The sequence below is a fragment of the Streptomyces sp. NPDC058663 genome (assembly GCF_042716745.1).
Lineage (GTDB): Bacteria > Actinomycetota > Actinomycetes > Streptomycetales > Streptomycetaceae > Streptomyces.
The window spans coordinates 20,640-44,702 of the sequence record NZ_JBHXRV010000016.1; the positions used below are offsets into that span (position 1 = coordinate 20,640).

23 protein-coding genes and 1 tRNA gene are annotated in these 24,063 nt (G+C 69.7%); 8 read left to right on the forward strand and 16 right to left on the reverse strand.

Features of this window, described 5'->3' with window-relative positions; translation table 11 throughout:
- Positions 1-135: 135 nt before the first annotated feature.
- A tRNA-Met gene (locus ACFWVV_RS14160) sits at positions 136-209 on the reverse strand.
- A gap of 66 nt (positions 210-275) precedes the next feature.
- Positions 276-3,212, reverse strand: a complete 2,937-nt coding sequence (locus ACFWVV_RS14165) for a UPF0182 family protein (RefSeq protein ID WP_384346447.1) — start codon at positions 3,210-3,212, stop codon at positions 276-278.
- Between the two features lie 189 nt (positions 3,213-3,401).
- On the opposite strand from ACFWVV_RS14165, the gene ACFWVV_RS14170 reads away from it, so the two are divergent.
- Entirely contained in the window at positions 3,402-3,983 is a 582-nt protein-coding gene (locus ACFWVV_RS14170) for a PPA1309 family protein (protein ID WP_384346065.1), read from the forward strand.
- 170 nt (positions 3,984-4,153) lie between these two features.
- Here the strand turns inward: ACFWVV_RS14170 and ACFWVV_RS14175 are convergent, their stop codons facing one another.
- From ACFWVV_RS14175 to ACFWVV_RS14190, 4 genes are all read right to left on the reverse strand, one after another.
- Positions 4,154-5,242: a PDZ domain-containing protein gene (locus tag ACFWVV_RS14175; protein ID WP_384346068.1), complete on the reverse strand. Its 1,089-nt coding sequence runs from the start codon at positions 5,240-5,242 to the stop codon at positions 4,154-4,156.
- 159 nt (positions 5,243-5,401) lie between these two features.
- Positions 5,402-5,572: a hypothetical protein gene (locus ACFWVV_RS14180; RefSeq protein WP_384346071.1), complete on the reverse strand. Its 171-nt coding sequence runs from the start codon at positions 5,570-5,572 to the stop codon at positions 5,402-5,404.
- A gap of 176 nt (positions 5,573-5,748) precedes the next feature.
- Positions 5,749-6,237 carry a molybdenum cofactor biosynthesis protein MoaE gene (locus tag ACFWVV_RS14185; protein ID WP_384346074.1) on the reverse strand — a complete coding sequence of 163 codons (489 nt, stop codon included), beginning with the start codon at positions 6,235-6,237 and terminating at the stop codon, positions 5,749-5,751.
- 203 nt (positions 6,238-6,440) lie between these two features.
- Complete coding sequence (locus ACFWVV_RS14190; RefSeq protein WP_384346077.1) at positions 6,441-7,571, reverse strand: SDR family oxidoreductase; 1,131 nt, start codon at positions 7,569-7,571, stop codon at positions 6,441-6,443.
- Between the two features lie 192 nt (positions 7,572-7,763).
- On the opposite strand from ACFWVV_RS14190, the gene ACFWVV_RS14195 reads away from it, so the two are divergent.
- Positions 7,764-9,239, forward strand: a complete 1,476-nt coding sequence (locus ACFWVV_RS14195) for a zinc-dependent metalloprotease (protein ID WP_384346080.1) — start codon at positions 7,764-7,766, stop codon at positions 9,237-9,239.
- The gene (locus ACFWVV_RS14200; protein ID WP_384346083.1) at positions 9,236-9,757 is read left to right on the forward strand and encodes an NUDIX hydrolase; all 522 of its coding nucleotides are present in this window, start codon (positions 9,236-9,238) and stop codon (positions 9,755-9,757) included. Before ACFWVV_RS14195 ends, ACFWVV_RS14200 begins: the two co-directional genes overlap by 4 nt.
- 181 nt (positions 9,758-9,938) lie before the next feature.
- Here the strand turns inward: ACFWVV_RS14200 and ACFWVV_RS14205 are convergent, their stop codons facing one another.
- The 4 genes from ACFWVV_RS14205 to ACFWVV_RS14220 all read right to left on the reverse strand — a co-directional run bounded on the left by ACFWVV_RS14205 (position 9,939) and on the right by ACFWVV_RS14220 (position 13,896).
- Entirely contained in the window at positions 9,939-10,694 is a 756-nt protein-coding gene (locus ACFWVV_RS14205; protein ID WP_384346086.1) for an AIM24 family protein, read from the reverse strand.
- A gap of 17 nt (positions 10,695-10,711) precedes the next feature.
- Entirely contained in the window at positions 10,712-11,392 is a 681-nt protein-coding gene (locus ACFWVV_RS14210; RefSeq protein ID WP_384346089.1) for an AIM24 family protein, read from the reverse strand.
- A gap of 13 nt (positions 11,393-11,405) precedes the next feature.
- Positions 11,406-13,190 carry a TerD family protein gene (locus tag ACFWVV_RS14215; RefSeq protein WP_384346092.1) on the reverse strand — a complete coding sequence of 595 codons (1,785 nt, stop codon included), beginning with the start codon at positions 13,188-13,190 and terminating at the stop codon, positions 11,406-11,408.
- A gap of 163 nt (positions 13,191-13,353) precedes the next feature.
- A complete protein-coding gene (locus tag ACFWVV_RS14220) occupies positions 13,354-13,896 on the reverse strand; it encodes a M48 family metallopeptidase (RefSeq protein ID WP_384346095.1) in 543 nt (180 codons plus the stop codon).
- Positions 13,897-14,309: 413 nt separating this feature from the next.
- Here ACFWVV_RS14220 and ACFWVV_RS14225 point away from each other — a divergent pair, with 413 nt between their 5' ends.
- Both ACFWVV_RS14225 and ACFWVV_RS14230 read left to right on the forward strand, forming a co-directional pair.
- Entirely contained in the window at positions 14,310-15,479 is a 1,170-nt protein-coding gene (locus ACFWVV_RS14225; RefSeq protein ID WP_384346098.1) for a ThiF family adenylyltransferase, read from the forward strand.
- A 65-nt stretch (positions 15,480-15,544) separates the two neighbouring features.
- Positions 15,545-16,948 carry an ABC1 kinase family protein gene (locus ACFWVV_RS14230; protein ID WP_384346101.1) on the forward strand — a complete coding sequence of 468 codons (1,404 nt, stop codon included), beginning with the start codon at positions 15,545-15,547 and terminating at the stop codon, positions 16,946-16,948.
- 6 nt (positions 16,949-16,954) lie between these two features.
- Here the strand turns inward: ACFWVV_RS14230 and ACFWVV_RS14235 are convergent, their stop codons facing one another.
- The 5 genes from ACFWVV_RS14235 to ACFWVV_RS14255 all read right to left on the reverse strand — a co-directional run bounded on the left by ACFWVV_RS14235 (position 16,955) and on the right by ACFWVV_RS14255 (position 21,080).
- Positions 16,955-17,176: a hypothetical protein gene (locus ACFWVV_RS14235; protein WP_384346450.1), complete on the reverse strand. Its 222-nt coding sequence runs from the start codon at positions 17,174-17,176 to the stop codon at positions 16,955-16,957.
- A gap of 340 nt (positions 17,177-17,516) precedes the next feature.
- On the reverse strand, positions 17,517-17,846 hold the full coding sequence (locus tag ACFWVV_RS14240) for a hypothetical protein (protein ID WP_384346104.1): 330 nt from the start codon (positions 17,844-17,846) through the stop codon (positions 17,517-17,519).
- Positions 17,843-18,211: a WhiB family transcriptional regulator gene (locus ACFWVV_RS14245; RefSeq protein ID WP_384346453.1), complete on the reverse strand. Its 369-nt coding sequence runs from the start codon at positions 18,209-18,211 to the stop codon at positions 17,843-17,845. The genes ACFWVV_RS14240 and ACFWVV_RS14245 overlap by 4 nt, the downstream gene beginning before the upstream one ends.
- A gap of 179 nt (positions 18,212-18,390) precedes the next feature.
- Entirely contained in the window at positions 18,391-18,726 is a 336-nt protein-coding gene (locus ACFWVV_RS14250; protein ID WP_384346106.1) for a hypothetical protein, read from the reverse strand.
- A 170-nt stretch (positions 18,727-18,896) separates the two neighbouring features.
- Positions 18,897-21,080 (reverse strand): ATP-dependent DNA helicase UvrD2, encoded by a 2,184-nt coding sequence (locus tag ACFWVV_RS14255; RefSeq protein WP_384346109.1) that lies wholly within the window; start codon positions 21,078-21,080, stop codon positions 18,897-18,899.
- Positions 21,081-21,245: 165 nt separating this feature from the next.
- On the opposite strand from ACFWVV_RS14255, the gene ACFWVV_RS14260 reads away from it, so the two are divergent.
- The gene (locus tag ACFWVV_RS14260) at positions 21,246-21,503 is read left to right on the forward strand and encodes a glutaredoxin domain-containing protein (protein ID WP_384346456.1); all 258 of its coding nucleotides are present in this window, start codon (positions 21,246-21,248) and stop codon (positions 21,501-21,503) included.
- Between the two features lie 67 nt (positions 21,504-21,570).
- Here the strand turns inward: ACFWVV_RS14260 and ACFWVV_RS14265 are convergent, their stop codons facing one another.
- Entirely contained in the window at positions 21,571-21,888 is a 318-nt protein-coding gene (locus ACFWVV_RS14265) for a hypothetical protein (RefSeq protein WP_384346112.1), read from the reverse strand.
- A gap of 334 nt (positions 21,889-22,222) precedes the next feature.
- Here ACFWVV_RS14265 and ACFWVV_RS14270 point away from each other — a divergent pair, with 334 nt between their 5' ends.
- Together ACFWVV_RS14270 and ACFWVV_RS14275 are read left to right on the forward strand one after the other, a co-directional pair.
- Positions 22,223-22,753, forward strand: a complete 531-nt coding sequence (locus ACFWVV_RS14270; RefSeq protein ID WP_384346115.1) for a DUF6879 family protein — start codon at positions 22,223-22,225, stop codon at positions 22,751-22,753.
- The gene (locus ACFWVV_RS14275; protein ID WP_384346118.1) at positions 22,750-23,580 is read left to right on the forward strand and encodes a helix-turn-helix domain-containing protein; all 831 of its coding nucleotides are present in this window, start codon (positions 22,750-22,752) and stop codon (positions 23,578-23,580) included. The genes ACFWVV_RS14270 and ACFWVV_RS14275 overlap by 4 nt, the downstream gene beginning before the upstream one ends.
- Positions 23,581-24,063: the final 483 nt, after the last annotated feature.

Here is a 24,063-nt window from a genome sequence, read left to right on the forward strand (position 1 = left end):
CCTGGTATACCGCAGCCATTGAGGTCACTTCAGCGTTTTGTCGACATGCCCACAGGGCGACAAGTCAAACACATTCGGAGTCAAGACATACGACGAGGGCCCGGATCCTCAATGGATCCGGGCCCTCGTTGTCAGTAGCGGGGACAGGATTTGAACCTGCGACCTCTGGGTTATGAGCCCAGCGAGCTACCGAGCTGCTCCACCCCGCGTCGTTGTTGTGCAACCGTACCACGACGCGGGGTGGAGCCTCTGCCCTTTACTGCTCCGACCTGCTGCTACTCGGTCTTCGCAGGGTCCTTCGGGTCCTTCGGATCCTTGGGGTCCGCCGGATTCTTGGGGTCCGCCGGGGCCTTCGGGTCCTGCTTGGCCGGCGGGGCCTGCCCGGCGTCCGCGGCCCGCTGCAGCGCTTCCTGCAGCTTCTCCTGGGCCTTGCCGTAGGCCGCCCAGTCCTGCTTGGCGAGCGCCTTCTCGCCCTCGTCGTACGCCGCCTGGGCGTCCGCGATGGCCTTGGACAGCGCCCCGGAACCGGTCGCCGGCGGCTTGGTGGTGCCGTCGTCACCCTGGTCCGGCGGGGGGTCCGCGCCCTTCTCCCCGAAGACGGCGTTGAGCGCCTCCGCCAGGGAGTTCTTGAAGACGGTCTCCCTGCCGTACGACACGGCGACCCTCTTCAGCAGCGGGTACTGGGCGTTGTTGCCCTGGGCGTACACCGGCTCGACGTACAGGAATCCGTCGTTGAGCGGGATCGTCAGCAGGTTGCCGTACTCGATGTCCGAGTTGGCACCCTTCATGTTGCGGACGAACTCCGCCACGTCGGAGTTGGAGTTGAGCCGGTTCTGCACCTGCTGCGGGCCCGGTACGTCCTGCGTCACCCTCAGCAGTCTTATCGTGCCGTAGCTCTTGCTCGCGGCATCGGCGTCGACCGCCATGAACCCCCCGAGGTTGGGGCGTCCGTTGGGCGTGAAGGTCGTCGTCAGCGAGAACTTCTGCGCCGTGTCCCCGGGCATCTTCAGGCTCAGGTAGTACGGCGGCACCGAGCCCTTGGCGTCGGTCGTCGGGTCGTCCGGGACCTGCCAGGCGTCGGAGCCCGCGTAGAACGTGGCGGGGTCCTCGACGTGGTAGCGGGTGAGCAGCTCGCGCTGGACCTTGAACATGTCCTGCGGGTAGCGCAGGTGGGCCATCAGCTCGGGCGAGATGTCCTTCTTGCTCTTGACCGTGTCCGGGAACGCCTTCTTCCAGGTCTTCAGGACCGGGTCCTTCTCGTCCCACTCGAACAGCTGGACCGAACCGTCGTACGCGTCGACGGTGGCCTTCACCGAGTTGCGGATGTAGTTGACCTGGTTCTGCTGGGCGACCACGGCCCGCTGGTTGTTGGTCAGCGAGTCCGTCGTGGTGTCCCCGAGCGTCGTGCGCGACGCGTAGGGGTAGCCGTTGGTCGTGGTGTAGGCGTCGACGATCCACTGGATCCGGCCGTTGACGACCGCCGGGTAGGCGTCGCCGTCGATGGTCAGCCACGGGGCGACCGCCTCGACGCGCTGCTTGGGCGTGCGGTTGTAGAGGATCCGCGAGCCCTCGCCGATGGCGCCGGAGTACAGGATCTGCGGCTCGCTGAAGGAGACGGCGTACGCCGCCCGGTTCAGCGCGTTGGAGAGGTTGACGCCGCTGTTGCCCTTGTACGAGGTGTTCTTGGTGGGCTCGCCGTTCTTCTCGTAGTCGAGCTCCTGCTGCGGGCCGCCGACGATCGAGTACTGCTCGGTCTTCTCGCCGTAGTAGATCCGCTGCTCGTACGTGCCGAGGTCGCCGGAGGAGGGCAGTCCCGCCTCGGTGAAGTTCGGGCCGCCCTCGGTGTCCGTGTTCACGGACGTGCCCTTGGCCGCGACCGCACCGTACCCGTGGGTGTAGGTGAAGTGGTCGTTGATCCAGTTGCGCTTGGGGATGCCCTTGAGGTCCAGCTCGCGCAGGCCGATGACGGTGTCCTGGCCCTTGTAGCGGTCCACGTCGAGGGTCTGCGGGAACTGGTAGTACTTCCGCTCCTGCTGGAGCTGGCGGAAGGTCGGCGAGATCACGTTCGGGTCGAGGAGGCGGTAGCTGGCCGCCGTGTCGGCGTCCTTGCGCAGCTTCGTGCTGCTGCCGCCCTCGCCCGCGCCCTTGTAGTCGCTGACCTTGGCGCCGTCGATGTCGTACGCCTTGCGCGTCGCCTCGATGTTCTTCTCGATGTACGGCGCTTCCTTGGCCTGCTCGTTCGGCTGGACCTGGAACTTCTGCACGATCGCCGGGTAGAGCCCGCCGATCAGGATCGCCGAGAGCACCATCAGGCCGAAGCCGATCACCGGCAGCTGCCAGGTGCGGCGCCACAGCGTCGCGAAGAACAGCACGGCGCAGATGACGGCGATGCAGAACAGGATCGTCTTCGCCGGGAGGTAGGCGTTGGCGTCGACGTAGCGCAGGCCGGTCCAGTTGCCGGTGGCCTTGAAGTCACTGGACTTCACCGCCAGCCCGTACCGGTCGAGCCAGTACGCGACGGCCTTCAGGGCGACGAAGATGCCGAGCAGCACCGACAGGTGGCCGGTGGCCGCCGCGGTCGCGCGCGCACCCGGGCTGGTCAGCCGCAGCCCGCCGTACAGGTAGTGCACCAGGGCGGCCGCGACCAGGGAGATCACCGCTGCGGCGAATCCGAAGCCGAGCAGGAAGCGGTACCACGGCAGGTCGAACGCGTAGAACGACACGTCCAGGCCGAACTGCGGGTCCTTGTGCCCGAACGGCACGCCGTTGACCGACAGGAGCCAGGTGCGCCACTGGCCGGAGGCGGAGGCTCCGGCGATCAGCCCGACGAGGGCGGTGATCGCGATCAGCACCCACTTCTTGAACGGCGCGAGACCCATCCGGTAGCGGTCGAGGCTCTGCTGCTCCATCGACATCGCGCTGAGCGGCGGCCGCAGCCGGTGCGCCAGCCAGATGTTGACGCCGACGGCTACTGCCATGAGCAGACCGAAGACGGCGAACAGGCCGATCTTGGTCCAGAGGGTGGTGGTGAAGACTGACGAGTACTTGACCGATCGGTACCAGAGCCAGTCCGTCCAGAACCCGGCGAACATGACGAACGCCATGGCCAGCACGGCCAGGACGCCCAGTGTCATGAGCAGGGTCCGGGCGCGCCGGGAGGGCCGGCCCACTCTGATCCGTGGCCCGGTCGGGCCTCCGCCGCGGTCCGGCATCTGGAAAGCCAACGTGCGCACCTCGAAGTTCGCTGTGTTGTTTGTGGGGTGGAGCGGGGGTGTTGCGGTGTGTTGCGGGTCTGGTCGCGGGTGGTACCGGCCCCGCGATCGTAGGGGCCGTACCTATGCAACTTAACGAAGCTTTACTCAGTTCCCGCTTTCGGGGCCGAAGGAGGCAGGATATTCACCATGTCCAACTCCTCCCCCTCAGACCACACCCCTCCGATGCCCGCGCCGGGCACGCCGATGGCCGCCAGCCCGCTCACCCGGGCCGTCCTGGAGATCGACGAATACGTGTCGGGCCTCGGCTGGGACAAACCGGCCCGGCTGTTCGCCCTGGTCGACACGGCGAAGCTGCGCAAGCAGGAGCCGGGGCTCGCCTCCCAGCTCGGTATCGACGCCGCCACCGCCGCCGGATTCACCCCGATCGAGCAGGAGGAGATCCCGCGCGGCAAGGCGCTGGACGAGTTCCTCGGCACGATCGCCTGGCCGGCCTCGGTGACCGGCTGCGCGCTGACGGTGGAGCGCCTGATGCTGCCGCCGTCCGCGGAGGCGTCGGTGCCGGAGGGCATGAAGGGCGCGCAGCTCACCAAGTGGGTCGCCGCGCACCCGGACCGGCAGGAAGTGCGGATGACCGTGGCGGTGCTGCGGGCCGGGGCGCGCGAGTCGGCGATCCGGCTGCGCGAGAAGGACTCTCCGAACGAGGTGCTGACGGGCCCGGACCTGGTGCCGGGTCTTGCCGAGGCCCTGGCCGCGACCTTCGAGTCGTAACCCGCCTGCCACCGGCGCCGGCCGTCAGGACCGGCGCCCGGCGGCCGGGACCGGCGCAGGGTCGGGACGGGTGCCAGGTGGTCGGGACGGGTGCCAGGTGGTCGGGACGGGTGCCAGGTGGTCGGGACGGGCGCCAGGTGGTCGGGACCGGCCCCGGGCGGTCGTGGCGGTCAGCCCGTCGTGCACTTCGGCAGCCCGGCCGTGGCGCCCTTGCCGACGGCCTCCATCGACTTGATCGCGTCGTCGAGGGTGCTGACCTTGATCAGGGTGAGGCCGTCGGGGACGTCGGTTACGGCGGTGGCGCAGTTCTCGGCGGGTGTCAGGAAGTACTCGGCGCCCGCCTTGCGCGCGCCGACGGTCTTCATCTGGATGCCGCCGATCGGGCCGACCTTGCCCTTCTCGTCGATCGTGCCCGTGCCGGCGACGAACTTTCCGCCCGTCATGTCGCCGGGGGTGAGCTTGTCGACGATGCCCAGCGAGAACATCAGGCCCGCGCTCGGGCCGCCCACGTCGGCCAGCTTGATGTCGATGGTGAACGGGAAGGTGTGGTCGGTCCCGGCCTGGATGCCGACGATCGCCCGGCCGTTGTCCTCGGCCTTCTTCGTGGTGACCACGACCTTCTCGGTGGTCGTGGGCTCCTTGTGCGCCTTCTCGGCGGCGGCCGCGTCCGCGGTGGGCACGACGGTGAAGACGACCTTGTCGCCCGGCTTCCGCCGGGTGACCAGCTCGGAGACGTCGCCCGGCTCCCCGACCTTCTTGCCGTCGACCTCCTTGATGACGTCTCCGGCGTGCAGCTTGCCCTCCGCGGGGCTGCCCTTGACGACGCTCGCCACGACCACGCGCGTGGCGACGGGGATCTTCAGTGCCTTGAGTGCGGCGACCTTCGCGCTCTCCTGGGACTGGCTGAACTCCTCGGCGTTCTCCTGGGAGGACTGCTCCTCGGTCTTGCCGTCCGGGTAGAGCGTGTCGTGCGGGACGACGACGCTGTCGTGCGCCAGCCAGCCGGTGACGGCCTCGACGAGGTTCATGGAGTAGTCGGCGCCGGTGACGCGGACCGTCGTCATATTGAGGTGCCCGGTCGTGGGATACGTCTTGTGGCCGGAGATCCGCAGTACCGGTTCGCCACCTGACTCGCCGAGGGTGTTCACCGTCGGGCCCGGGGACATCTCCGAATAAGGCACTTTGATGAGGACGCCCGCGCAGAGGAGCGCGATCAGAACGAGGGTGGAGGCGAGCATCGTCGCAGTGCGGCGTGGCATGGAACGACAGTACGGGACGGGCCTGCACGTGCACCGCTGGGGCCGGTCCGTACGAGGTCCGGCGGCTCTCCCCCAAGGGTCCCGGCACTCCGCACGGGCCGAATGCCGCTGCGCCGGGAGGCTCGGCGGGCCGGAATTCCGCGCCCTCCGGGAGTCCCGTCAGGCGGGGTCGGAACCGGAGTGCGACTTCTGCATGGCTTCGCGGAACTTCTCGTATCCCGCGAGTTCGGCAACATCGCCGGTGGTGCGATTACGCGCGGCCCAGCTGCCCCATATCGCAGCCCCGACCACAGCAAAAAGCGGAATCAACAACCAGGCAAGTGCAGCCATTCCGACCTCCCGACCCAGTGAGCGACCGCCGCACAATCCCCAACGATCGCAGCCGGCCGATCAGCAGATTAACCATCGGCTGCTTCAACGCTCGGGCCGGGGGCCTGGTTACGCAAATCGGTGCGAGGGACAAGGGAGGTTTATGGCGACATTTGCCCCAGACAATTACCGGGCCTTCAGCAGGCTCCGACCCATTCCTCGGTGCCGTCCGTGAATGTCTGGTGCTTCCAGATCGGCACGTCGTGCTTCAGGTCGTCGATCAGCATCCGGCAGGCTTCGAAGGCCTCTCCCCGGTGCGGGCAGGAGACTGCCACCACGACCGCGAGGTCCCCCACGGCGAGGTCACCCACGCGGTGGACGGCCGCCAGTGCCCGCACGGGGTACTTCGCGACGACCTGCTCGGCCACGCGGCGCATCTCCGCCTCCGCGCTCGGGTGGCAGGAGTACCCCAGCGCGGCGACATCGGCTCCCCCGTCGTGGTTGCGCACGGTGCCCACGAACAGGGCGGTGCCGCCCGCCGCGTCGTCGCCCGCGGCCCGGAACACCTCGTCCAGCGACAGCGGGGTGTCACGGATCGCGAGCAGCCGGATCGGGTCCTGCGCCGCCTGTTCGCCCGGGTGGGTGGACGGGTCGGGGGATGCGGGGGTGCTGGGGGTGCCTGCCATGCGCCCATGGTGCCGTACGCGAGGGACAACGCGGAATAAGGCTTTCGACCGGCACGCGCGCGTGGCCCCTGGAGCCTCCTACAGGCACGCCCCGCGCCCCGGGCAGCCGGACCCCCGAGCCCTGAGGCCAGGGCGTCCCGCGAGCCCTGGGCCCGGGCGTCCCCGGGCTGCCGGGCGCAGGGGTCCGGCAGCCGTGCGGAGCCTCAGATGCGGCGGCGTGCCTTGCGGGCGCGGCGTACCAGCGCGGCGGTGCCGAGCAGGGCGACCGTGGCGCCCGCGGCACCGGCAGCGGTGGCGTCCTTGCGGCCCAGACGGCGGCCCGCGAGCGTGTGCCGGCCCGCGACCTCCTCCAGGAGCTGGGCGAGCACCTCCTCGTTGGTCCACTGCGGTCGCCAGCCGGCGTCGTGCAGCCGCGAGACGCTGACCACCCAGGGGTGCATCGTGTACGCGAGGTCGCCCGCGGGGGACGGGGTCAGGCCGATGCGGTGCAGCCGGGCGGCCGCGCCGAGCGCGACGGCGGACGGCAGTTCCATCCGGCGGATGCCGCTGAGCTCCTCGACCTCCTCCTGCTCCAGCCACCCGTCGCAGCCGACCGCGAGCTCGCCCTCGACCTTCTCCAGGGCGGCGTACTCCAGGGCGCTGACCAGGTCCTCGACATGGCAGAACTGCCAGGTGGGGCGGGACCCCGCGGCGACCAGGAGGCGCGGTGACTCGAAGTAGCGGGTGAGGGCCGTGTCCGTACCGCCGACGAGTACCGCGGGGCGGACGACGGTGACGTTGAGACCGGGGTGGGCGCGCGGTGCCCGGCGGCCGAGCCGCTCCACCTCGAGGAGGTCGCCGACACCGGTGGCCTCGGCGGTGGCGCGCAGCTCGGCGTCCTCGGAGAGCGGGACGTCGTTGTCCGGGAGGGCGCCGTAGACCATGGCGGAGGTGCACAGCACGACCCGGTGCACGCCCGCGGCGGCGGCCGCCGTGAGGACCGTCTGGGTGCCGCGCACGTTGAAAGCCGTACGGGCGGCCGGGTCGCTCTCCAGGTCGAGGTCGAGGGCGAGGTGGACGACGACGTCGGCGCCGCGCAGTTTCTCGGCGATCGCCGGGTCGCGGACGTCGAGGATGTGCCACTGCGCCTCGGCGCTCTCGCCGCGCCGCTCGTCGATCGCGACGACCTGCTTGATCTCCTGCGAGGCGGCGAGCCGGGCGGTCAGCAGGGCGCCGACACCTGATGCGGCACCGGTGATCGCGACCACCCGGCCGCGGGTGGCGGGGGCTGAGCGGTTTCGCGCTGCGCGAACCTTTGAATCTGTTGCTCGAACCTTGGGATCTGGGGAACTCACCGGGCGTCTCCAGCGGTTGTCTTCAGTACGTACGCGAGTTGGCGCGTACGGACCAGGTGGCGTCCATCCTGCCGCAGGCCCTGCGCCGGCGGAGCACCGAGACCGGAATCCGGTGGGGGTGTCTACGCTGGGTGGTGATGTCGGGCAGCCGCCGTCGGCACGAGCCGGCGGCCCTACGAGCCGAGGAAACCCGTGAGTGACAGCCCATTCGGATTTGGCCTTCCGCCGGAGGAGCCGGAGGACGGCGACGGCAAGAAGAAGGACCCTGCCGGTGGTGGGCAGGGTTCCGGTGATCCGCAGAACCCCTTCGGGTTCGGCGGACTGCCCGGCATGGGCGGGATGGGCGGTGACAATCCCTTCGCCGCGATGTTCGGCTCCATGAACCCGACCGACCTGGGCGCCGCCTTCCAGCAGCTGGGCCAGATGCTGAGCTACGAGGGCGGTCCCGTGAACTGGGACATGGCCAAGGACATCGCCCGGCAGACCGTCGCGCAGGGCACCTCCGACGGCACCAAGGACTCCAGCGTGAGCGCCGGCGAGCGGTCCGCCGTCGAGGAGGCCGTGCGCCTGGCCGACCACTGGCTGGACGGGGTGACCTCGCTGCCTTCCGGTGCGACCACCGCGGTGGCGTGGAGCCGGGCGGAGTGGGTGGAGGCGACGCTGCCCGCGTGGAAGCAGCTGGTGGACCCGGTCGCGGAGCGGGTCGGCGCGGCCATGGGCGATGTCATGCCCAAGGAGATGCAGGAGATGGCGGGCCCGCTGATCGGCATGATGCGCTCCATGGGCGGTGCCATGTTCGGCCAGCAGATCGGCCAGGCCATCGGTGTGCTGGCGGGCGAGGTGACCGGGTCATCGGACATCGGTCTGCCGCTCGGCCCGGCGGGCAAGGCCGCGCTGCTGCCGCTGAACGTGGAGGCGTTCGGCAAGGACCTGGGCGTCGAGGCGAACGAGATCCGGCTGTACCTGGCGCTGCGCGAGGCCGCCCACCAGCGGCTCTTCGCCCATGTGCCGTGGCTGCGCTCGCACCTGTTCGGTGCGGTCGAGGGTTATGCGCGCGGGATCTCCGTGGACACCTCGAAGCTGGAGGAGGCGGTCGGCGGGCTCGACCCGTCCCACCCCGAGCAGCTTCAGGAGGCGCTCCAGCAGGGCATGTTCCAGCCGGAGGACACCCCGGCCCAGAAGGCGGCCCTGGCCCGTCTGGAGACGGCGCTGGCGCTGGTCGAGGGCTGGGTGGACGCGGTCGTGCACGAGGCCGCGAAGCCGCGTCTGACGTCGGCCGACGCGCTGCGCGAGACGCTGCGCAGGCGGCGTGCCTCGGGCGGTCCCGCCGAGCAGACCTTCGCGACGCTGGTGGGCATGCAGATGCGCCCGCGCAGGCTGCGGGACGCCGCCAGGCTGTGGGCGTCGCTGACGGACGCGCGAGGCCACGAGGGCCGTGACGGGCTCTGGGAGCACCCCGACATGCTGCCGACGGCGGCCGACCTGGACGACCCCGACGGGTTCGTGCACCGCGAGCAGATGGACTTCTCCGAGCTGGACAAGATGCTCGGCGAGGCCGCGGGCGGTGCCGCGTCCTCGGAGCCCTCCGGGGACAAGCCGGACCTCAAGAAGGACGGCGAAGGCGACCGGGACGGCGAAGGCGACCGGGGCGACGAGGGCGCCAAGTGACCCTGCACGACGACGCGGTCCTCGTACTCAAGGGGTACGAGGACCAGGACGAGCTGCGCCGGCAGTATCTGGACCATCTCGCCGCGCACCCGGACGGGATGTGGAAAGCCTGCACGGCCGGTCACCTCACGGCCAGTGCGCTGGTGGTGGACCCGGAGCGCGGGCGGGTGCTGCTGACGCTGCACAAGAAGCTGAAGATGTGGCTCCAGATGGGCGGTCACTGCGAGAGCGGTGACGCGACGCTGGAGGAGGCCGCGCTGCGGGAGGCCACCGAGGAGTCCGGCATCGAGGGGCTGACGCTGCTTCCGGTCGGTCCGGTCCGGCTGGACCGGCACCCGATCCCGGCCCCGTGCCACTGGCACCTGGACGTGCAGTACGCGGCGCTCGCACCGGCCGGGGCGGTCGAGGCGATCAGCGACGAGTCGGACGACCTGCGCTGGTTCGCCTACGACGAGGTCGCGCAGGTGGCCGACGGTTCGGTCGTACGGCTGGTGGAACGGACGCGCGCGGCGCTGTAGGCGGGCGTGAGCAGAGTCCGGGCGGGCGTGGGCTGCGTTCGGGCCGGGCGGGCGTGAGCTGCGCTGGGGCCGAGCGGCCAAGAGTAAGGGGCGGCCTCCTGGAGGCCGCCCCTTACTTCTCGTACGCGAGGCGTGTCCCGCGCGCTGGTTCCGCTAGTTCCAGGCGTTCAGTTCCAGGCGTTCAGTTCCAGGCGTTGTTCTGGTTCTGGCCGTGCGCGCCCTGCTGGCCCACGCCGTACTGGGCGGCCATGCCCTGGCCGACGACCGCGTTCTGCGGCGGCATGACCTCGCTGGGCTGGACCAGCACCATGCCCTGACCGAGGAAGCTGAGCTCCCACCCCTCACCGGTGTTGCCGCGCCTGCGGCGTACCCCCGAGGAGTGCGTCTGGGACTGCATCTGCACCCGCAGCGACGCCGACCAGGCGACCACCGCGTCCGCGTCGGCGCTGATGTACCGGTCGGGCGTGACCTGCATCATCAGCGGCTGGCCCGAGGTCATCAGGGCCACCTTGCCGCGTCCTGAGATGTTCATCTGGTACTTGCCGGAGCCGGAGATCCCGTACTGGCTGTCCACCGCGACGACCTCGGTGTGCAGCGCGGAGTCGAGCGCCAGGACGTAGCCGCTGTCCACGGTGAGGCCGTCCTGGTCGACGTCCACGACGTGGATGTACTGCGCCATGTTGGCGAGGAAGACGGTGCCCTGCCCCGAGCAGCGCATCAGGTCCAGGCCCTCACCGGTGCCGGCGCGGGCGCGCTGCTGCTGCTGGGAGACGTACTCGCCGTCGAACTCCATCAGCCCCTGGTAGGCGACCATGCTGCCCTTGCGGGCGAGTACGTCGTCGTGGCCGGTCAGGGCGACCCGCAGGAGCTGCGGGTTCTGCGCGGTGTAGCGCTCGGCGGACTGCTGTTCCGTGTAGCCGAAAAGCGGGCTCTGCATGATGTTCCGTATCCCCCTCAGTGCTTGATCCGCAGGCGGTCCGAGCTGTCCTCGCTCGGCTGGACGACGACGATGCCCTCTCCCGAGAACGCCATCTGGTACGCCTCACCGCTGCCGCGGCCGATCAGCGAGGACGCCTTGAAGCTGCGTTTGCCCTTGACCTTGAGGTTCGGTGACCAGGCGACCAGGGCGTCCGGGTCGACGTACGTCTCGTCCTCGCCGCGCCCGCAGTCCACGACGACCGGAGTGCCGCGCGAGGTGAGCGCGACCCAGCCTGTGCCGGTGACCTTGACGTTCCACAGGCCCTGGCCGGCGAACTTGGCCAGGCCCTTGACCCGTTCGACCCCCCACTGGAGGGAGGCGTCGAAGGCGAGCAGATTGGTGCCGTTGACGGAGAGGGAGTCGTTGTTGAGGTTGATGACCACGACGTCCGCGCCGTAGTCGGCGAGGTAGAGCAGACCGTCGCCGGAGCACTTCATGACGGGCGCACCCTCGCCGGTGATCCACTGCGAGGCGATCTGGCGTACCGCGGGCGGGTTCGGCTCGTACTGTACGAAGCCCTCGTAGGCGACCATCGAGCCGGTGCGCGCGTACAGGTCCTGGCCGGTGACCATGGCGACCTTGACCATGGAGCGGCCGTGGTTCTCCATGCGGGCCGCGACGGGTGTCGGGGCGAAGCCCGCGAGCTGCTGGTTCATTGTCCGGGCTCCCTCAGACCTCGTACGGCTGGACGACGATGAAGTTCCCGGGGGCTCCCCGGAACTGGAGGTTCACGGTCTCGCCGCTGTGGCCGGGGAACGCCTGGCGGCGCAGCCTGACCTGGCTGGAGAGGATCACCTGCGAGGCGGCCGACCAGGCCACGATGGCGTTGCTGTCGGCGAACGTGGTGGGCGTGACCGGCAGGACGACCGGAATGCCCTGCGTCTTGACGACGACGGTGCCGGTGCCGTGGAACATCATCGTGAAGAGCGCGCCGCCGGGGATGCCGTGGCCCTCGATGCGGCGGACCTCATGCTGGAGGGTCTCGTCGAACGCGAGGACGTTCTCGGCGGAGACGCAGATGCCGTCACCCTGGAGCTCGATGGGGTGCAGGTGCGCGGCGTTCTCCGCGAAAAAGACCTGGCCCTGGCCGGAGCAGCGCATCAGCTGCATCTCCTGGCCGGTGGCGTTGCCGATGACGCGGCCCTTGAAGCCGGCGCCCTTGTAGCTGAAGTCGACCTTGCCCTGGTACATCACCATGCTGCCCTGCCGGGCGAGTACCGGTGTGCCGTTGTTGCCGAGGTCGACCCGCATCAGCTGCTCGTTCTGCGGGGTCCAGCGCTGGCCGGTGGGCGTCTCGCGGTACTTCTGGAGAGCCGCCTGGAGGCCCGGGGCGGTCGGCTGGGGGGCCATGCCGGGCTGGGGCATTCCGGGATGGGCCGTGCCCGGCGGGGGCATGCCCGGCTGAGCCATGCCGGGCGGTTGCTGGCCGAATGAGGGCTGGCCCGGCGGGGGCTGCTGGCCGTACGGCTGCTGGGGCTGGGGGTATCCGTACGCGCCGGGGGCGGCCGGGACTGCCGGGGCCGCCGGACCCACTGCCGCGGGGTAGCCGTACTGGCCGCCCTGGCTCTGCCCGGGTACCTGGCCCGGGGCCTGACCGTACTGCTGGGGCGGCTGGGGTGCGTGGGGGGCTTGGGGTGCGTGGGGAGCCTGTGGGGCATGCGGCGTGTGCGGGGCATGCGGCGCTTGGGGGGCCGGTGGTACCTGGCCGTACGGCTGCTGGCCCTGCGGGTGCAGCGGCGCCGCGATGGTCTGCGCTGCATGCACCGGTGGGGCCGCCGGTGCCGGGGCCTGTGGGACCGGGGCCTGCGGGCCGGGGGCGCCGAAGGACGGGGCGGGCTGCGGGGGCACGGCGGCCTGGGCGGGCGGTGCGAATCCGGGAGCGGCGCCCTGCTGCGGGGCCGGGGCCGGGGCCGCGGGCTGCTCCTCCTCGGCGACCTCGCCGCCGAAGTTCTTCAGCAGCGCTTCCAGACCGCCGTCGAAACCCTGCCCGACGGCGGCGAAGCGCCACACGTCCTTGAGGTAGAAGTCGCCGAGCATCACGGCGCGCTCGGTGGTGAACTCCGCGCCGTTGAAGGAGTACCGCGCGACTTCCTCGCCGCCGGCGACGATCCGGACGTATCCGGGAGCGACCTGGGACATCTGCCCCGCACCGTCGATCGTGGCGGTGAAGGACAGCTTCTGGATGTGCTGCGGGATGCGGTCGAGGGTGACGCGGAACGACTCTGTGTCACCGGCCTGCTCCCCCAGGAGCTGGATGGACTCCTCGGGTGACTTGGGCTGGTTGAAGAAGATGAAATACCGGTCGTCGGTCAGCTGCTCGTTGGCGTCGAGCCCGAAGCAACTGATGTCGAAGGTCAGCCCGGGACCGCCGATCTGCACGCCTACGTACAGATCCGTCCCCGCTGTGAGGTCACTGATCTTGGCCTTGTGGCCGCGCTGGAAGTCCCTGGCCATACGTAACGACCGTCCCCCGTCCCGAATGTGGATACGTCGCGCCAGGCTAACCGCTATCTCCGACAGTGGGCCAAGCCGGTACACAGTCGGTACAGATCGCTGCGAGCCGGGCGGGAACGGCGGCTCCACGCGCGCGTGGGGCGCACGGAGGATGCACGGAGAGTTACTCGCCGCGTGCCTTGGGGAGGTGCGGGAGGCGGTCGGCGGCGACCACGCCTTCGAGATATCCGCGGGCCCGCTCGGTGCGCGGGTACGCCTCCAGGAGCTGCCAGAAGGGCGCACCGTGGCCGGGTACGAGGAGATGGGCGAGCTCGTGCAGGAGCACGTAGTCGACGACGTACTCCGGCATGCCCTGGAGCCGGTGGGAGAGCCGGATGCTGCCCTCGGCGGGGGTGCACGAGCCCCAGCGGGAGTTCTGGTTGGTCACCCAGCGCACCGAAGCAGGCCGGGCACGTCCTTGGAAGTACTGGTCCGAGAGCCGGAAGGCCCGCTCGGAGAGGTCGTCGTCGCCGAGGGTGCGCTTGTTCTCCTGGGCGGCGAGCTTGTCGAGCATCACGCCCACCCAGCGCTGTTCCTCGGCCTGTGACATCCGGGCCGGGATGAGCACGATGGTGCGGTCTCCCTCGCGGTAGGCGGAGACCGTGCGGTTGCGTCGGGCACTCCTGCGGACTTCGACGGGGGAGCGGGGGGACGGGTCGGCTGGCACGCCCCGACGTTACCCGCTGTGCACGGCGGGAGTCCTGCCCCCGTGCGGTTCCGGCCGGAACCGCACGGCTCGTGTCCTGCGGCTCTCACCCGTGCGGCCATGGCCTTGCGCGGCCTTCCCTCGTGCTGTCACCGCTCGTGCGGTCAGCGCTCGTGCGGTCAGCGCTCTGTGCGGTCAGCGCTCTGTGCGGTCAGCGCTCTGTGCGGTCACCACCTCTGCCGCCATCGCTCGGTGCGGCCATCACTTGTACGACGAACGCCCCGCCCTGTGGACAACTTTCGGCGCGGATCCGCGCCGCACCCCATGGTGGAACCAGCGGCCGGCCAGGGACGCCGCCGGGCCGGAGCAGATCCGGCCCGGCTCCGGGCGGCCGGACGGATCGGGTGAACGGACGCGGGGATGGGGGACGTGACATGTATCCGAGGGTGAAGCCCGCACTGCGGCGGGCCTGGCGGGACAGGCAGAGCGTGCAGTTCGGGGTGACGTCGGCGCATGCGGTGCTGGTGGGCCCGGTGGACACCGCGACCGGGAGCCTGCTCGCGCTGCTGGACGGGACGCGCGGCATGCGGCAGCTACGGACGGAAGGGGCAGCGCTGGGCCTGCGGGAAGGGCAGGTCGACGCACTGGTGGCGCGGCTCGCTTCGGCGGGGCTGATCGACGACGTGTCGGCCGGCGGCCCGGCGGCGGACGCCCTGCGCGGACGGACCGCGGAGCTGGACCGTCTGCGGCCCGACCTGGCCTCGCTGAGCGTGGTGCATCCGGAGCCCGGTGGCGGAGCGCGGCGGCTGGCTGCACGGCGGTCGGCGAGGATCCAGGTGCGGGGCGCGGGACGTGTCGGGGCGACAGTCGCCTCCGTGCTCGCGGCTGCCGGGGTGGGCCAGATCGACGTGGTGGACGGCGGGAGTGTGGAGCCGTGCGATGTGGCACCCGGCGGGGTGGCCGCCGATGCCGTCGGGGTGCGACGGGACACCGCTGCCCGGCAGGCGGCGCGGCGGTGCGCCTCGGGCCGGGTGCCGCGGGCGGCGGGTGGGCCCGCGGAGTCCGGCGGGGGTGGCGGGCCCGGGCTTTCGCTGGTCGTGGTGGTGCCGCGGGACGGGCTCGCGGTGTACGCGCCCGATCCGGCGGTGGCGGAGCCGTGGATGGCGGCCGGGGTGCCTCATCTGTACGCGGGGGTGGTCGAGGCAACCGGGGTGGTGGGGCCGCTGGTGCTGCCGGGAGGGACGGCATGTGCCGGGTGTCTGGCGCGGGGCCGGGAGGAGGCCGATCCGGGGTGGCCGAGGATGCTCGCCCAGTGGCGGTCTGGGCGGGCCGGGGCGGGCACGGGAGCGGGGGCTTGTGATGTGGCGCTGGCGACCGCGGTGGCGGGGCTGGCGGCGGCGCACGCGCTGGCGTTCCTGGACGGGGAACTGCCGTCGAGCACCGGGGCCCGCTGGGAGGTGGCGCTCCCGCTCCTCGACTGGCGTGCACAGCACCTGCCTGCGCACCGCGACTGCGGCTGCGGTGCTGGTGGGAGGCCGGATGACGGGGTGGAGGGGGGCGGGGCCTCGGGGGGCTTGATGCCGCACGACACAATGGCCGGGTAGGCGCCGCCCAAGGGCACGGTTATCGGGGCTCGTGCGGCGCGGCTGTCTGGGATTTGGAGGGGCGCATGTCTGATCTTCCCCGGAAGGCGGTAACCCGTACCGCCAAGCTGGCCGCGTTGCCACTGGGCTTCGCCGGCCGGACCGCCTGGGGCCTCGGCAAGCGGATCGGCGGGAAGTCCGCCGAGATCGTCGGCCGGGAGCTGCAACAGCGCACGGCGGAGCAGCTCTTCAAGGTGCTGGGCGAGCTGAAGGGCGGGGCGATGAAGTTCGGACAGGCGCTGTCCGTCTTCGAGTCCGCACTGCCGGAAGAAGTCGCCGGACCGTACCGGGCGGCGCTGACCAAGCTCCAGGAGGCCGCGCCGCCGATGCCCACGCGCACCGTGCACGGGGTGCTGGAGGAGCGGTTGGGTGCGGACTGGCGGGAGTTGTTCCAGGAGTTCGAGGACAAACCGTCGGCCGCCGCGTCGATCGGGCAGGTGCACCGGGCGGTGTGGCACGACGGGCGCGCGGTGGCGGTCAAGGTGCAGTACCCGGGGGCGGGTGAGGCCCTGCTCTCGGACCTGAACCAACTGGGCCGCTTCGCCCGGCTGTTGGGGCCGCTGATTCCGGGCATGGACATCAAGCCGCTGATTTCGGAGCTCCGTGACCGGGTGTCGGAGGAACTGGACTACGAGCTGGAGGCCGCCGCCCAGCGGGAGCACGCGGCGGAGTTCGCGGACGACCCGGACGTGGTGGTGCCGGATGTGGTGCACCAGTGCGACCAGGTGCTGGTGACCGAGTGGATGGACGGCATCCCGCTGGCCGACATCATCTCGGACGGGACACCGGAACAGCGGGACAGGGCAGGGCAGTTGCTGGCCCGCTTCCTGTTCTCCGGGCCGGCCCGGACGGGACTGCTGCACGCAGACCCGCACCCGGGAAACTTCCGGTTGCTGCCTGCCGGTCCGGGCGCCGGAGCGGGCTTCGGACCGGAGGGACGGGAAGAGGCCCGGGAAGGTCCGTGGCGGCTGGGGGTGCTGGACTTCGGAACCGTGGACCGGCTGCCGGGCGGGCTGCCGCGCACGATCGGCGATGCGCTGCGGATGACGCTGGAGGGCGATGCCGACGCGGTGTACGCGATGCTGTGCCGCGAGGGGTTCGTCAAGGAGGACATCGAGCTGGACCCGGGCGCGGTGCTGGACTACCTGGTGCCGATCATCGAGCCGGCGCTGGCCGAGGAGTTCACGTTCACCCGTGGCTGGCTGCGGCAGCAGGCGGGGCGGATAGCCGATGTCCGCTCCCCCGCGCACCAGTTGGGCAAGCAGCTCAATCTGCCGCCCGCCTATCTGCTGATCCACCGGGTCACCCTGAGCACCATTGGCGTGCTCTGTCAGCTGGGTGCGACGGTGCGGCTGCGCGACGAGCTGGAGGAGTGGCTGCCGGGGTTCCTCGCGGAGGACGACGAGGAGCAGCAGACCAAGGCGGAGTAGCGGTACTCACCACCAGGCGGAGTCGAGCCTTCCCTCGATCGCCCGGAGGTGGACGCGGGCGCAGTCGACGCAGTAGTGGCGTCGGCTGCCGCCCTCCACGGAGAAGGTCCAGGTCGGGGGAACACCCTGCGCGACGGCTCCGCACCGCGCGCACACCACGCACGCGTCCGCGTCGCCGGAACACTGGTCCCCGGACGTCCACGCCCCGGACGCCGGCTCCCCGGACAGCGGCTCCCCGGACAGCGGCTCCACGGGACCCGGCTCCTCAGGACCCGGTGTTCCAGCCCCCGGCGTCACGGGGCCCGGCTCCTCTGGACCCGGTTCTCCGGCACCCGGCTTTCCGCGGCTCGGCTTCTCGGCATGCATCCCCTGCGAATCCACCCGACGACGATAACCGCCGACGGATCCGCGCGCTTCGCTTCCGCTGCCGTGAGACGCCGGTTGCCGCACCGCGGGGGGGGGGCGCCGCCACGCACCGGTGGGGGTACCACCCCCACGCACTACGGGGGCCGGTCCGCCTGGACCGGCCCCCGCGAGGGTTCTTGTTCGCTACGACCGGAGCGGTCGGTTACTGCATGACCGCCATGGCCAGCGCCCGCCGCGCGCGGAGCGACACGCGCTCCGCCCGGCGCTGCATCCGCCGGGCGGCGACCAGGCGCAGGGCCTGACGTTCCGCTTCGGCTTCCTGCCTGCGCTGTTGCATATGCGCACGGGCCAGCGCTTCTGGGATGAGTTGCATTTCGAGGGTCCTGTTCTGACGCGAGGTGTGCGCGCCGATGGTGCTGGAGGTGGAGGTTGCGGAGCCTGACGGCTCGTACGTCGTGGGGTTCATCGGGTCCTGCTTCTGGGGATCGTGCGTATGGGGGCGGTCAATGGGTCCTGTGCCGGTGATGTTCATACCGCGACCGGGTTCTTGCGCGGACGGCCACGCGGACGCTTCCGGGCGACGACGACACCCTGGACGAACAGCTCGCCACCCCAGACACCCCAGGGCTCGCGGCGCTCCTTGGCGCCGGCGAGGCAGGCCTCGACCAGCGGGCAGGTGCGGCAGAGCGACTTGGCGTACTCGACATCGGCCGGGGACTCGGCGAAGAAGACCTCCGGGTCGTACGAACGGCAGGGGACGGGTACGCCGAGGTTCTCGATGGCGTCGTCGAGCGCGGTGAGCGCGGTGAGGGGAGTCAAGGCGGGGTCCTCCGTGAGACCGGGCGGCGGGATCGGGGGGGCAGTCGGTACGGACGGGGCGTGCGTGTCGAGAGGCACGGTCACGGTGGTGGATTCCTCGTCTGTTCGTTCCGGCCTGTTGGCCGGTTGGTGGCTGGTACCGGGTGGTTCTTGGTCCCGAGGCCCCTTCGCGCCGTCCTCCCCGTTCGGGAAAAACAGAAGGGCCGCGGATCCCGGGTGGGGTTCCGCGGCCCTGAAGGCGCCGGTCTGATCGTCGATCAGACTGGATCACTCCAGGGTTCGAGCCCACGGAAGGCCCACATCTTGTGGTGCTGCTGCGTCGTCTGCGTCTTGAATCCGGCACCGGTCGCCGCAAACGCATAGGCCTTCGCCTGTGCCTTCGCTACTGCTGCTTCCGGTGCCTTGGTCGGTCGCTCATTGCCCTCCCGGACGGGGAGGCTCGCCAGGGACGCCGGGCTGACGGCAGCGATGCCGGACAGACCGGTGCCACGCAGCGAAGCGGCGGAGGCGGCGACCAGGAGCGAAGAACCGAGAGTGCAGGCGGCGGAGACCGAGTGATCGGTCACTTTGGTGAAGGTGATGAAGCTGGTCACTGGGCTCGCCTCCTCTCGGCGTCTAGGGGGTCCCGGCCGGAGCCGGAACGCGCGTATTCGGATAAGTACAGCACGAAGACAGGGCCTCAGAGAAGAGCCGCTGTTCCCGTGGTTAAGAACCTATGGGGCCTTGCGGGAGAAGCGCAAACTATTTTTTCGACGAGTTTTCCTCAGTCCCCGACCGGTTCGGTCCCCAGCTCCTGGCCTGCGCAGAGGGCCAGAACGTCGGCTCCGTAGAGCCTGGTCTTGCGGGCCCCGACTCCGGCGATCATGGCGAGCTCGCCCTCGGCCCCGGGCTGCGCCTCGGCGATCGCCATGAGTGTCTTGTCGGTGAAGACGCAGTAGCCGGGCAGCCCCGCCTTGCCCGCCTGCCGCTCCCGCCAGTCGTGCAGCCGTTCGTAGAGGCCCTCGTCCATGTCGGACGGACAGTCCTCGCAGCGCATCAGCTTCATCTCGCCGCCGTCGATGAGTGTCTTTCCGCATACCCGGCAGCGGACCGGCCCGCGGAAGGTGCGCACGGTGGTGCCGGGGGCGGTCCCGGTGGCGCCCGCACGGCTTCCCGCGGCCGCCCGGGACACCTGGCTGCCGGACCCCGGCCGCAGACCCTTCAGGAAGCGGCTGGCGCTGCGGCTGGGCCGGCCCCCCGGCGACCTGGCGAGCCCCCAGGACAGGCTGAGGTGGACGCGGGCCCGGGTGACGCCGACGTACAGCAGCCGGCGCTCCTCCTCCAGCTGTTCGTCGGTCTTGGCGTAGGTGATCGGCAGCATGCCGTCGGTGAGGCCGACCAGGAACACGGCATCCCACTCCAGCCCCTTCGCCGCGTGCAGCGAGGCGAGGGTGACGCCCTGGACGGTGGGTGCGTGCTGGGCGGCGTCGCGCTCCATGAGTTCCTGGAGCAGGGTGTCGAGGGTGGCGCCGGGGTGCGCCTTGGCGAAGTCCTCGGCGAGGCGGGCCAGCGCGGCCAGGGACTCCCAGCGGTCGCGGACCGCGCCCGAGCCCGCGGGCGGGGTCGGTTTCCAGCCATTGCCGCTGAGGACGGCGCGCACCTGCGCGGGCAGGCCGTCCACTCCGTCGAGGAGAGCGTCGTTGCGGCCGAAGCGGGCCGCACTGCGCAGTGCGGCGATCGCCTCGCGCACCTCGGGCCGCTCGAAGAACCGCTCGGCACCGCGCAGCTGGTAGGGCACTCCCGCGTCGGCGAGCGCCTGCTCGTACACCTCGGACTGGGCGTTGATGCGGTACAGCACGGCGATCTCACCGGCCGGGACACCCGCGGCGATCAGGTCGCGGATGCGCCCGGCGGTGCCCTCGGCCTCGGCGGGCTCGTCGCTGTACTCGCGGAAGACGGGGGCGGGGCCCGGCTCGCGCTGGGAGACCAGCTCCAGCCGGTGCTCGGCGGCGCGGCCGGTGGCCGGGGCGAGGACGCCGTTGGCGAGGTGCACGACCTGCGGGGTGGAGCGGTAGTCGCGGACCAGCTTGACGACGGTCGCCTCGGGGTGGCGGGTGCGGAAATTGAGCAGGTGGTCGGGGGTGGCTCCGGTGAAGGAGTAGATCGTCTGGTTGGCGTCGCCGACCACGCAGAGGCTGTCGCGGTCACCGAGCCAGAGGTCGAGCAGCCGCTGCTGGAGCGGGCTGACGTCCTGGTACTCGTCGACGACGAAGTGCTGGTACTGGCGGCGGAACTCGTCGGCGATGAGGTGCTGGTCCTGGAGGATGCCGACGGTGAGCAGCAGCACGTCCTCGAAGTCGATGACGGAGCGCTCGCGCTTGAGCTGTTCGTACATGGCGTAGATCTGGCTGATTTCCGCCGGGGTGCGCGGGGCGTCGCGGTGCGCCTTGAGGAGTTCGGCGGGGTAGTCGCCGGGAACGATCTGGGTGACCTTGGCCCATTCGATCTCGGCCGTGACGTCGCGCAGCTCGCCCCGGTCGAGACGGATGCCGAGATGCCCGGCGGCCTCCGCGACCAGTTGCACCTTGCGCTCGATCAGGCGGGGCAGGTCGCCTCCGACGGCCTTGGGCCAGAAGTAGCGGAGCTGGCGCAGGGCGGCGGCGTGGAAGGTGCGGACCTGGACGCCGCCGGCGCCGAGCTGGCGGAGCCGGCCGCGCATCTCGCCCGCGGCGCGGGTGGTGAAGGTCACGGCGAGCATGCTGTTCGCCTCGAAGGTGCCCAGGCGCACTCCGTACGCGATCCGGTGGGTGATCGCGCGGGTCTTGCCGGTGCCGGCTCCGGCGAGCACGCACACCGGACCGTGCAGGGCGGTGGCGACTTCGCGCTGCTCGGGGTCGAGCCCGTCGAGCACCGCGTCGGCCGTCTCCGGGACCTGCGGGAAAAGGGAGGAGTGCGTTGCTGCTGTCACCCTGCCATGCTGCCAGGTCCGCCGGGACTGCTGCGGCGGTTGTCCACAGGGTGCCGGGAGTGGTCGTACTAATGCGGGAATGGTGGCGGGGTCGCGTACGTTCGAGTCACTGGGAAGTACGGACAACTACGTGACACCCCAGCAAAGCAGAGGAGCATGAGGGACATGTCGGGCACCGTGACGATGTACAGCACCACGTGGTGCGGCTACTGCCGCCGGCTGAAGAGCCAGATGGACCGTGAGGGCATCGCGTACACCGAGGTCAACATCGAGCACGACGCCGATTCGGCCGCGTTCGTCGAGAAGGCCAACGGCGGCAACCAGACCGTTCCGACGCTCTTGGTAGTTGCCGCTAGCGGGACTGAGACGGTCATGACCAACCCGTCCCTTGCTCAGGTGAAGCAGGCGCTCGACGCAGCCTGATCCCCCTTATATACAGACTGGCCCCCGCTCCGGCCGGGGCCTTCTGCTTGTCGCAACGAGACGACTGTTAGTCCCGTGACTCCGTTTTCCACCCCTCGATCCGAGCCATGAACTCAGCCGTCTCCCGCTCTTCGGCCGCCAAGTCAGCCTCAGCCTTCGCCAGGGCCTCGGCGAACTCCGCCCGGTAGCGTGCGGTGCGCGGCGAGTCTCCCGGCATGTCCCCAGACTCAATGTCTCGATCCAAGCGGGCTATCTGGCTCTTAGCGATCTCGATCTCCAGCGTCGCCCGGAGCGAGTCGTAACCCCCCAGCTCACTGCCAACGCACTCTTCGAGCAGTGTCCTGACGCGCTCTGCTACCTCTTCGCGGTTCGCTGCACGGCTCACGATGTACGCCCCATCTCGTCAGGTGATCTCTCCTGCGACCGTACCCGGACACCGGTTTCCTGTTCTCTCAACTGCCACCCCTTGACCCCCCGTGTCAGGGGTCGGAAGGATCGAACAAGACCACCGACACAGGGAGCGGAACCGGTGAAGCTGACACAGCTTGCTAGTGAGTGCGACGAAGGACCCTGCCCTACCGTGTGGGCTGTCGACGGCACGGGACACGCGTTAGTACAGGGCTTTGTGGTGGACGACGCGGAAGCACTTGCCACGATGGCCATGCCGCCCGGGGAGACGGCCGTACGTATCCCTATGGATCTGATCTTGAGGGTGGCTCGTGAACATCTCGCCTGAGGACTTCGGGAAGCTGTTCGGCAGCTTTGAGCGGGAAGCGTTCCGGCTGGAAACGCTGGACGACTACAGCGGCTCGGGTGGCGTGGACGCCTACCAAGACTTCCTTGCTGGGAAGCCTCAGCCTGAGGCGTACAAGACGGCCGGATGGGTCAACACGGTGCGGGACGCTACTGCGGCCGGTAAGCGCATGTACCGGGTCCACGTCCTCAGCCGCCCGCTGTCCAACTACCTCAAGTTTGAGCTTGGTTGGGGGTACGTCCGTAACCAGGAAGCGGGGGAAGAGTTCTTCATCATCGACACGACCGACGGGCCGAACCCCTTTGAGGGAACCCCCGACTTCTGGGCATTCGATGACAAGACCGTCGTCACCATGCAGTACGGCGAAGGTGGGACGTTCCTCGGGGCCGATCTGGCCACCGAGGAGCAAGCCGAAGAGTGGTTGTCCTGCCGGGACGTAGCCATGTCTCAGGCTGTCCCCTTCCGTGACTGGTGGGAGCTGCACAAGCCCGCGTGAACAACATCAACATTGGTGAAGCGCTACGGGACCTACGAGCGGCTAGCGGCAAGCAGGCCAAGACGGTAGCCCGTAGCGCAGCCATGTCCCCGAGCAAGCTGAGCAAGATTGAGCGCGGAGCGCTGGCACCGTCCGTGATGGACGTAGAGCGCGTTCTCACGGCCCTTGAGGTGTCCGAAGAGGTCAAAGCCCGACTCACTGAGGCAGCCCGTAAGGCAGCCACGGAAGCGACCGCGTGGCGCATCTACCGGCGCACCGGGCTGCACAAGCACCAAGAAGAGATCAGGGCTATTGAAGCCCAAACGGAGCTACTGCGGCTCTTTCAGCCCGTGTGCATTCCGGGGCTACTCCAAATCCCCGAATACGTGCGCGCCGTCCTCAGCCGTCACAACTACACAGACGACGTACTAGAGAAGATGATGGGCTCACGTCTCAGACGTCAGGAAGCCCTTTACGACAACACCCGACGGTTTCACTTCATCATCACTGAGTCTGTTCTCAGGTGGCGGCTCATACCGCCACCGATGATGGCCACACAGCTAGACAAGCTGATCACTATGTCTCGGGTCCCCGACGTGACCATTGGCATTGTGCCCATGCTGGCACCCATGACCGACCTACCTAACTCGTCATTCGTTCTCTTCGATACCGGCCTGGCCGTGGTCGAGATTCCTCACGCCGAGATCACGACAACAGAGCTGCGTGACATCGAGCGGTACGTGTCCAAGTTCGAAGGGTTCGAGCGAGTAGCCGTAACCGGTGAGGAAATGCGCACCCTTGTAGCTGGCATCCGGGACGAATTCTTGAGAGAACAGGAAATGGGCTAGGACGGTCCTTCTCTCAGCACCACACTGTTTCCCACACGCACCGCAGCGAAGGGGAGCCAGTGAGCGCGCATAACGGAGTGCAAGGGAAACCGCTAGACCTGCCTATCGACCCGTGGCTGTACGCCTTCAATGCCGCGCCCGGATGTGGTGTCTGTGCTGCCCTGGTCGAAGAGTTTGAGAAGGCGACCGACCACCAGGGAAAGTTTGATGCGGCACTGGAGATCCGTAATCACCCCCACGACGGGAAGTGATTCCGGTGGTCACTGCGAGAGACATTGGTAGGCGGGTGGAAGACGACCGTGGGCATGTCGGTGTCCTCAAAGAGGTCATGAAGGATTGGGAGAACCCTGCTTCCCCACCAGGGAAGCGGCAGAAGGTTCCCACAGCGTTCGTGCGGGATGACAAGACCGGCCTTGAATGGTTGCTTCCACCGGCCACCCTCAAGCGGGCATAGCCGCACTCAGGGACTCCGGTGGTGCTGGA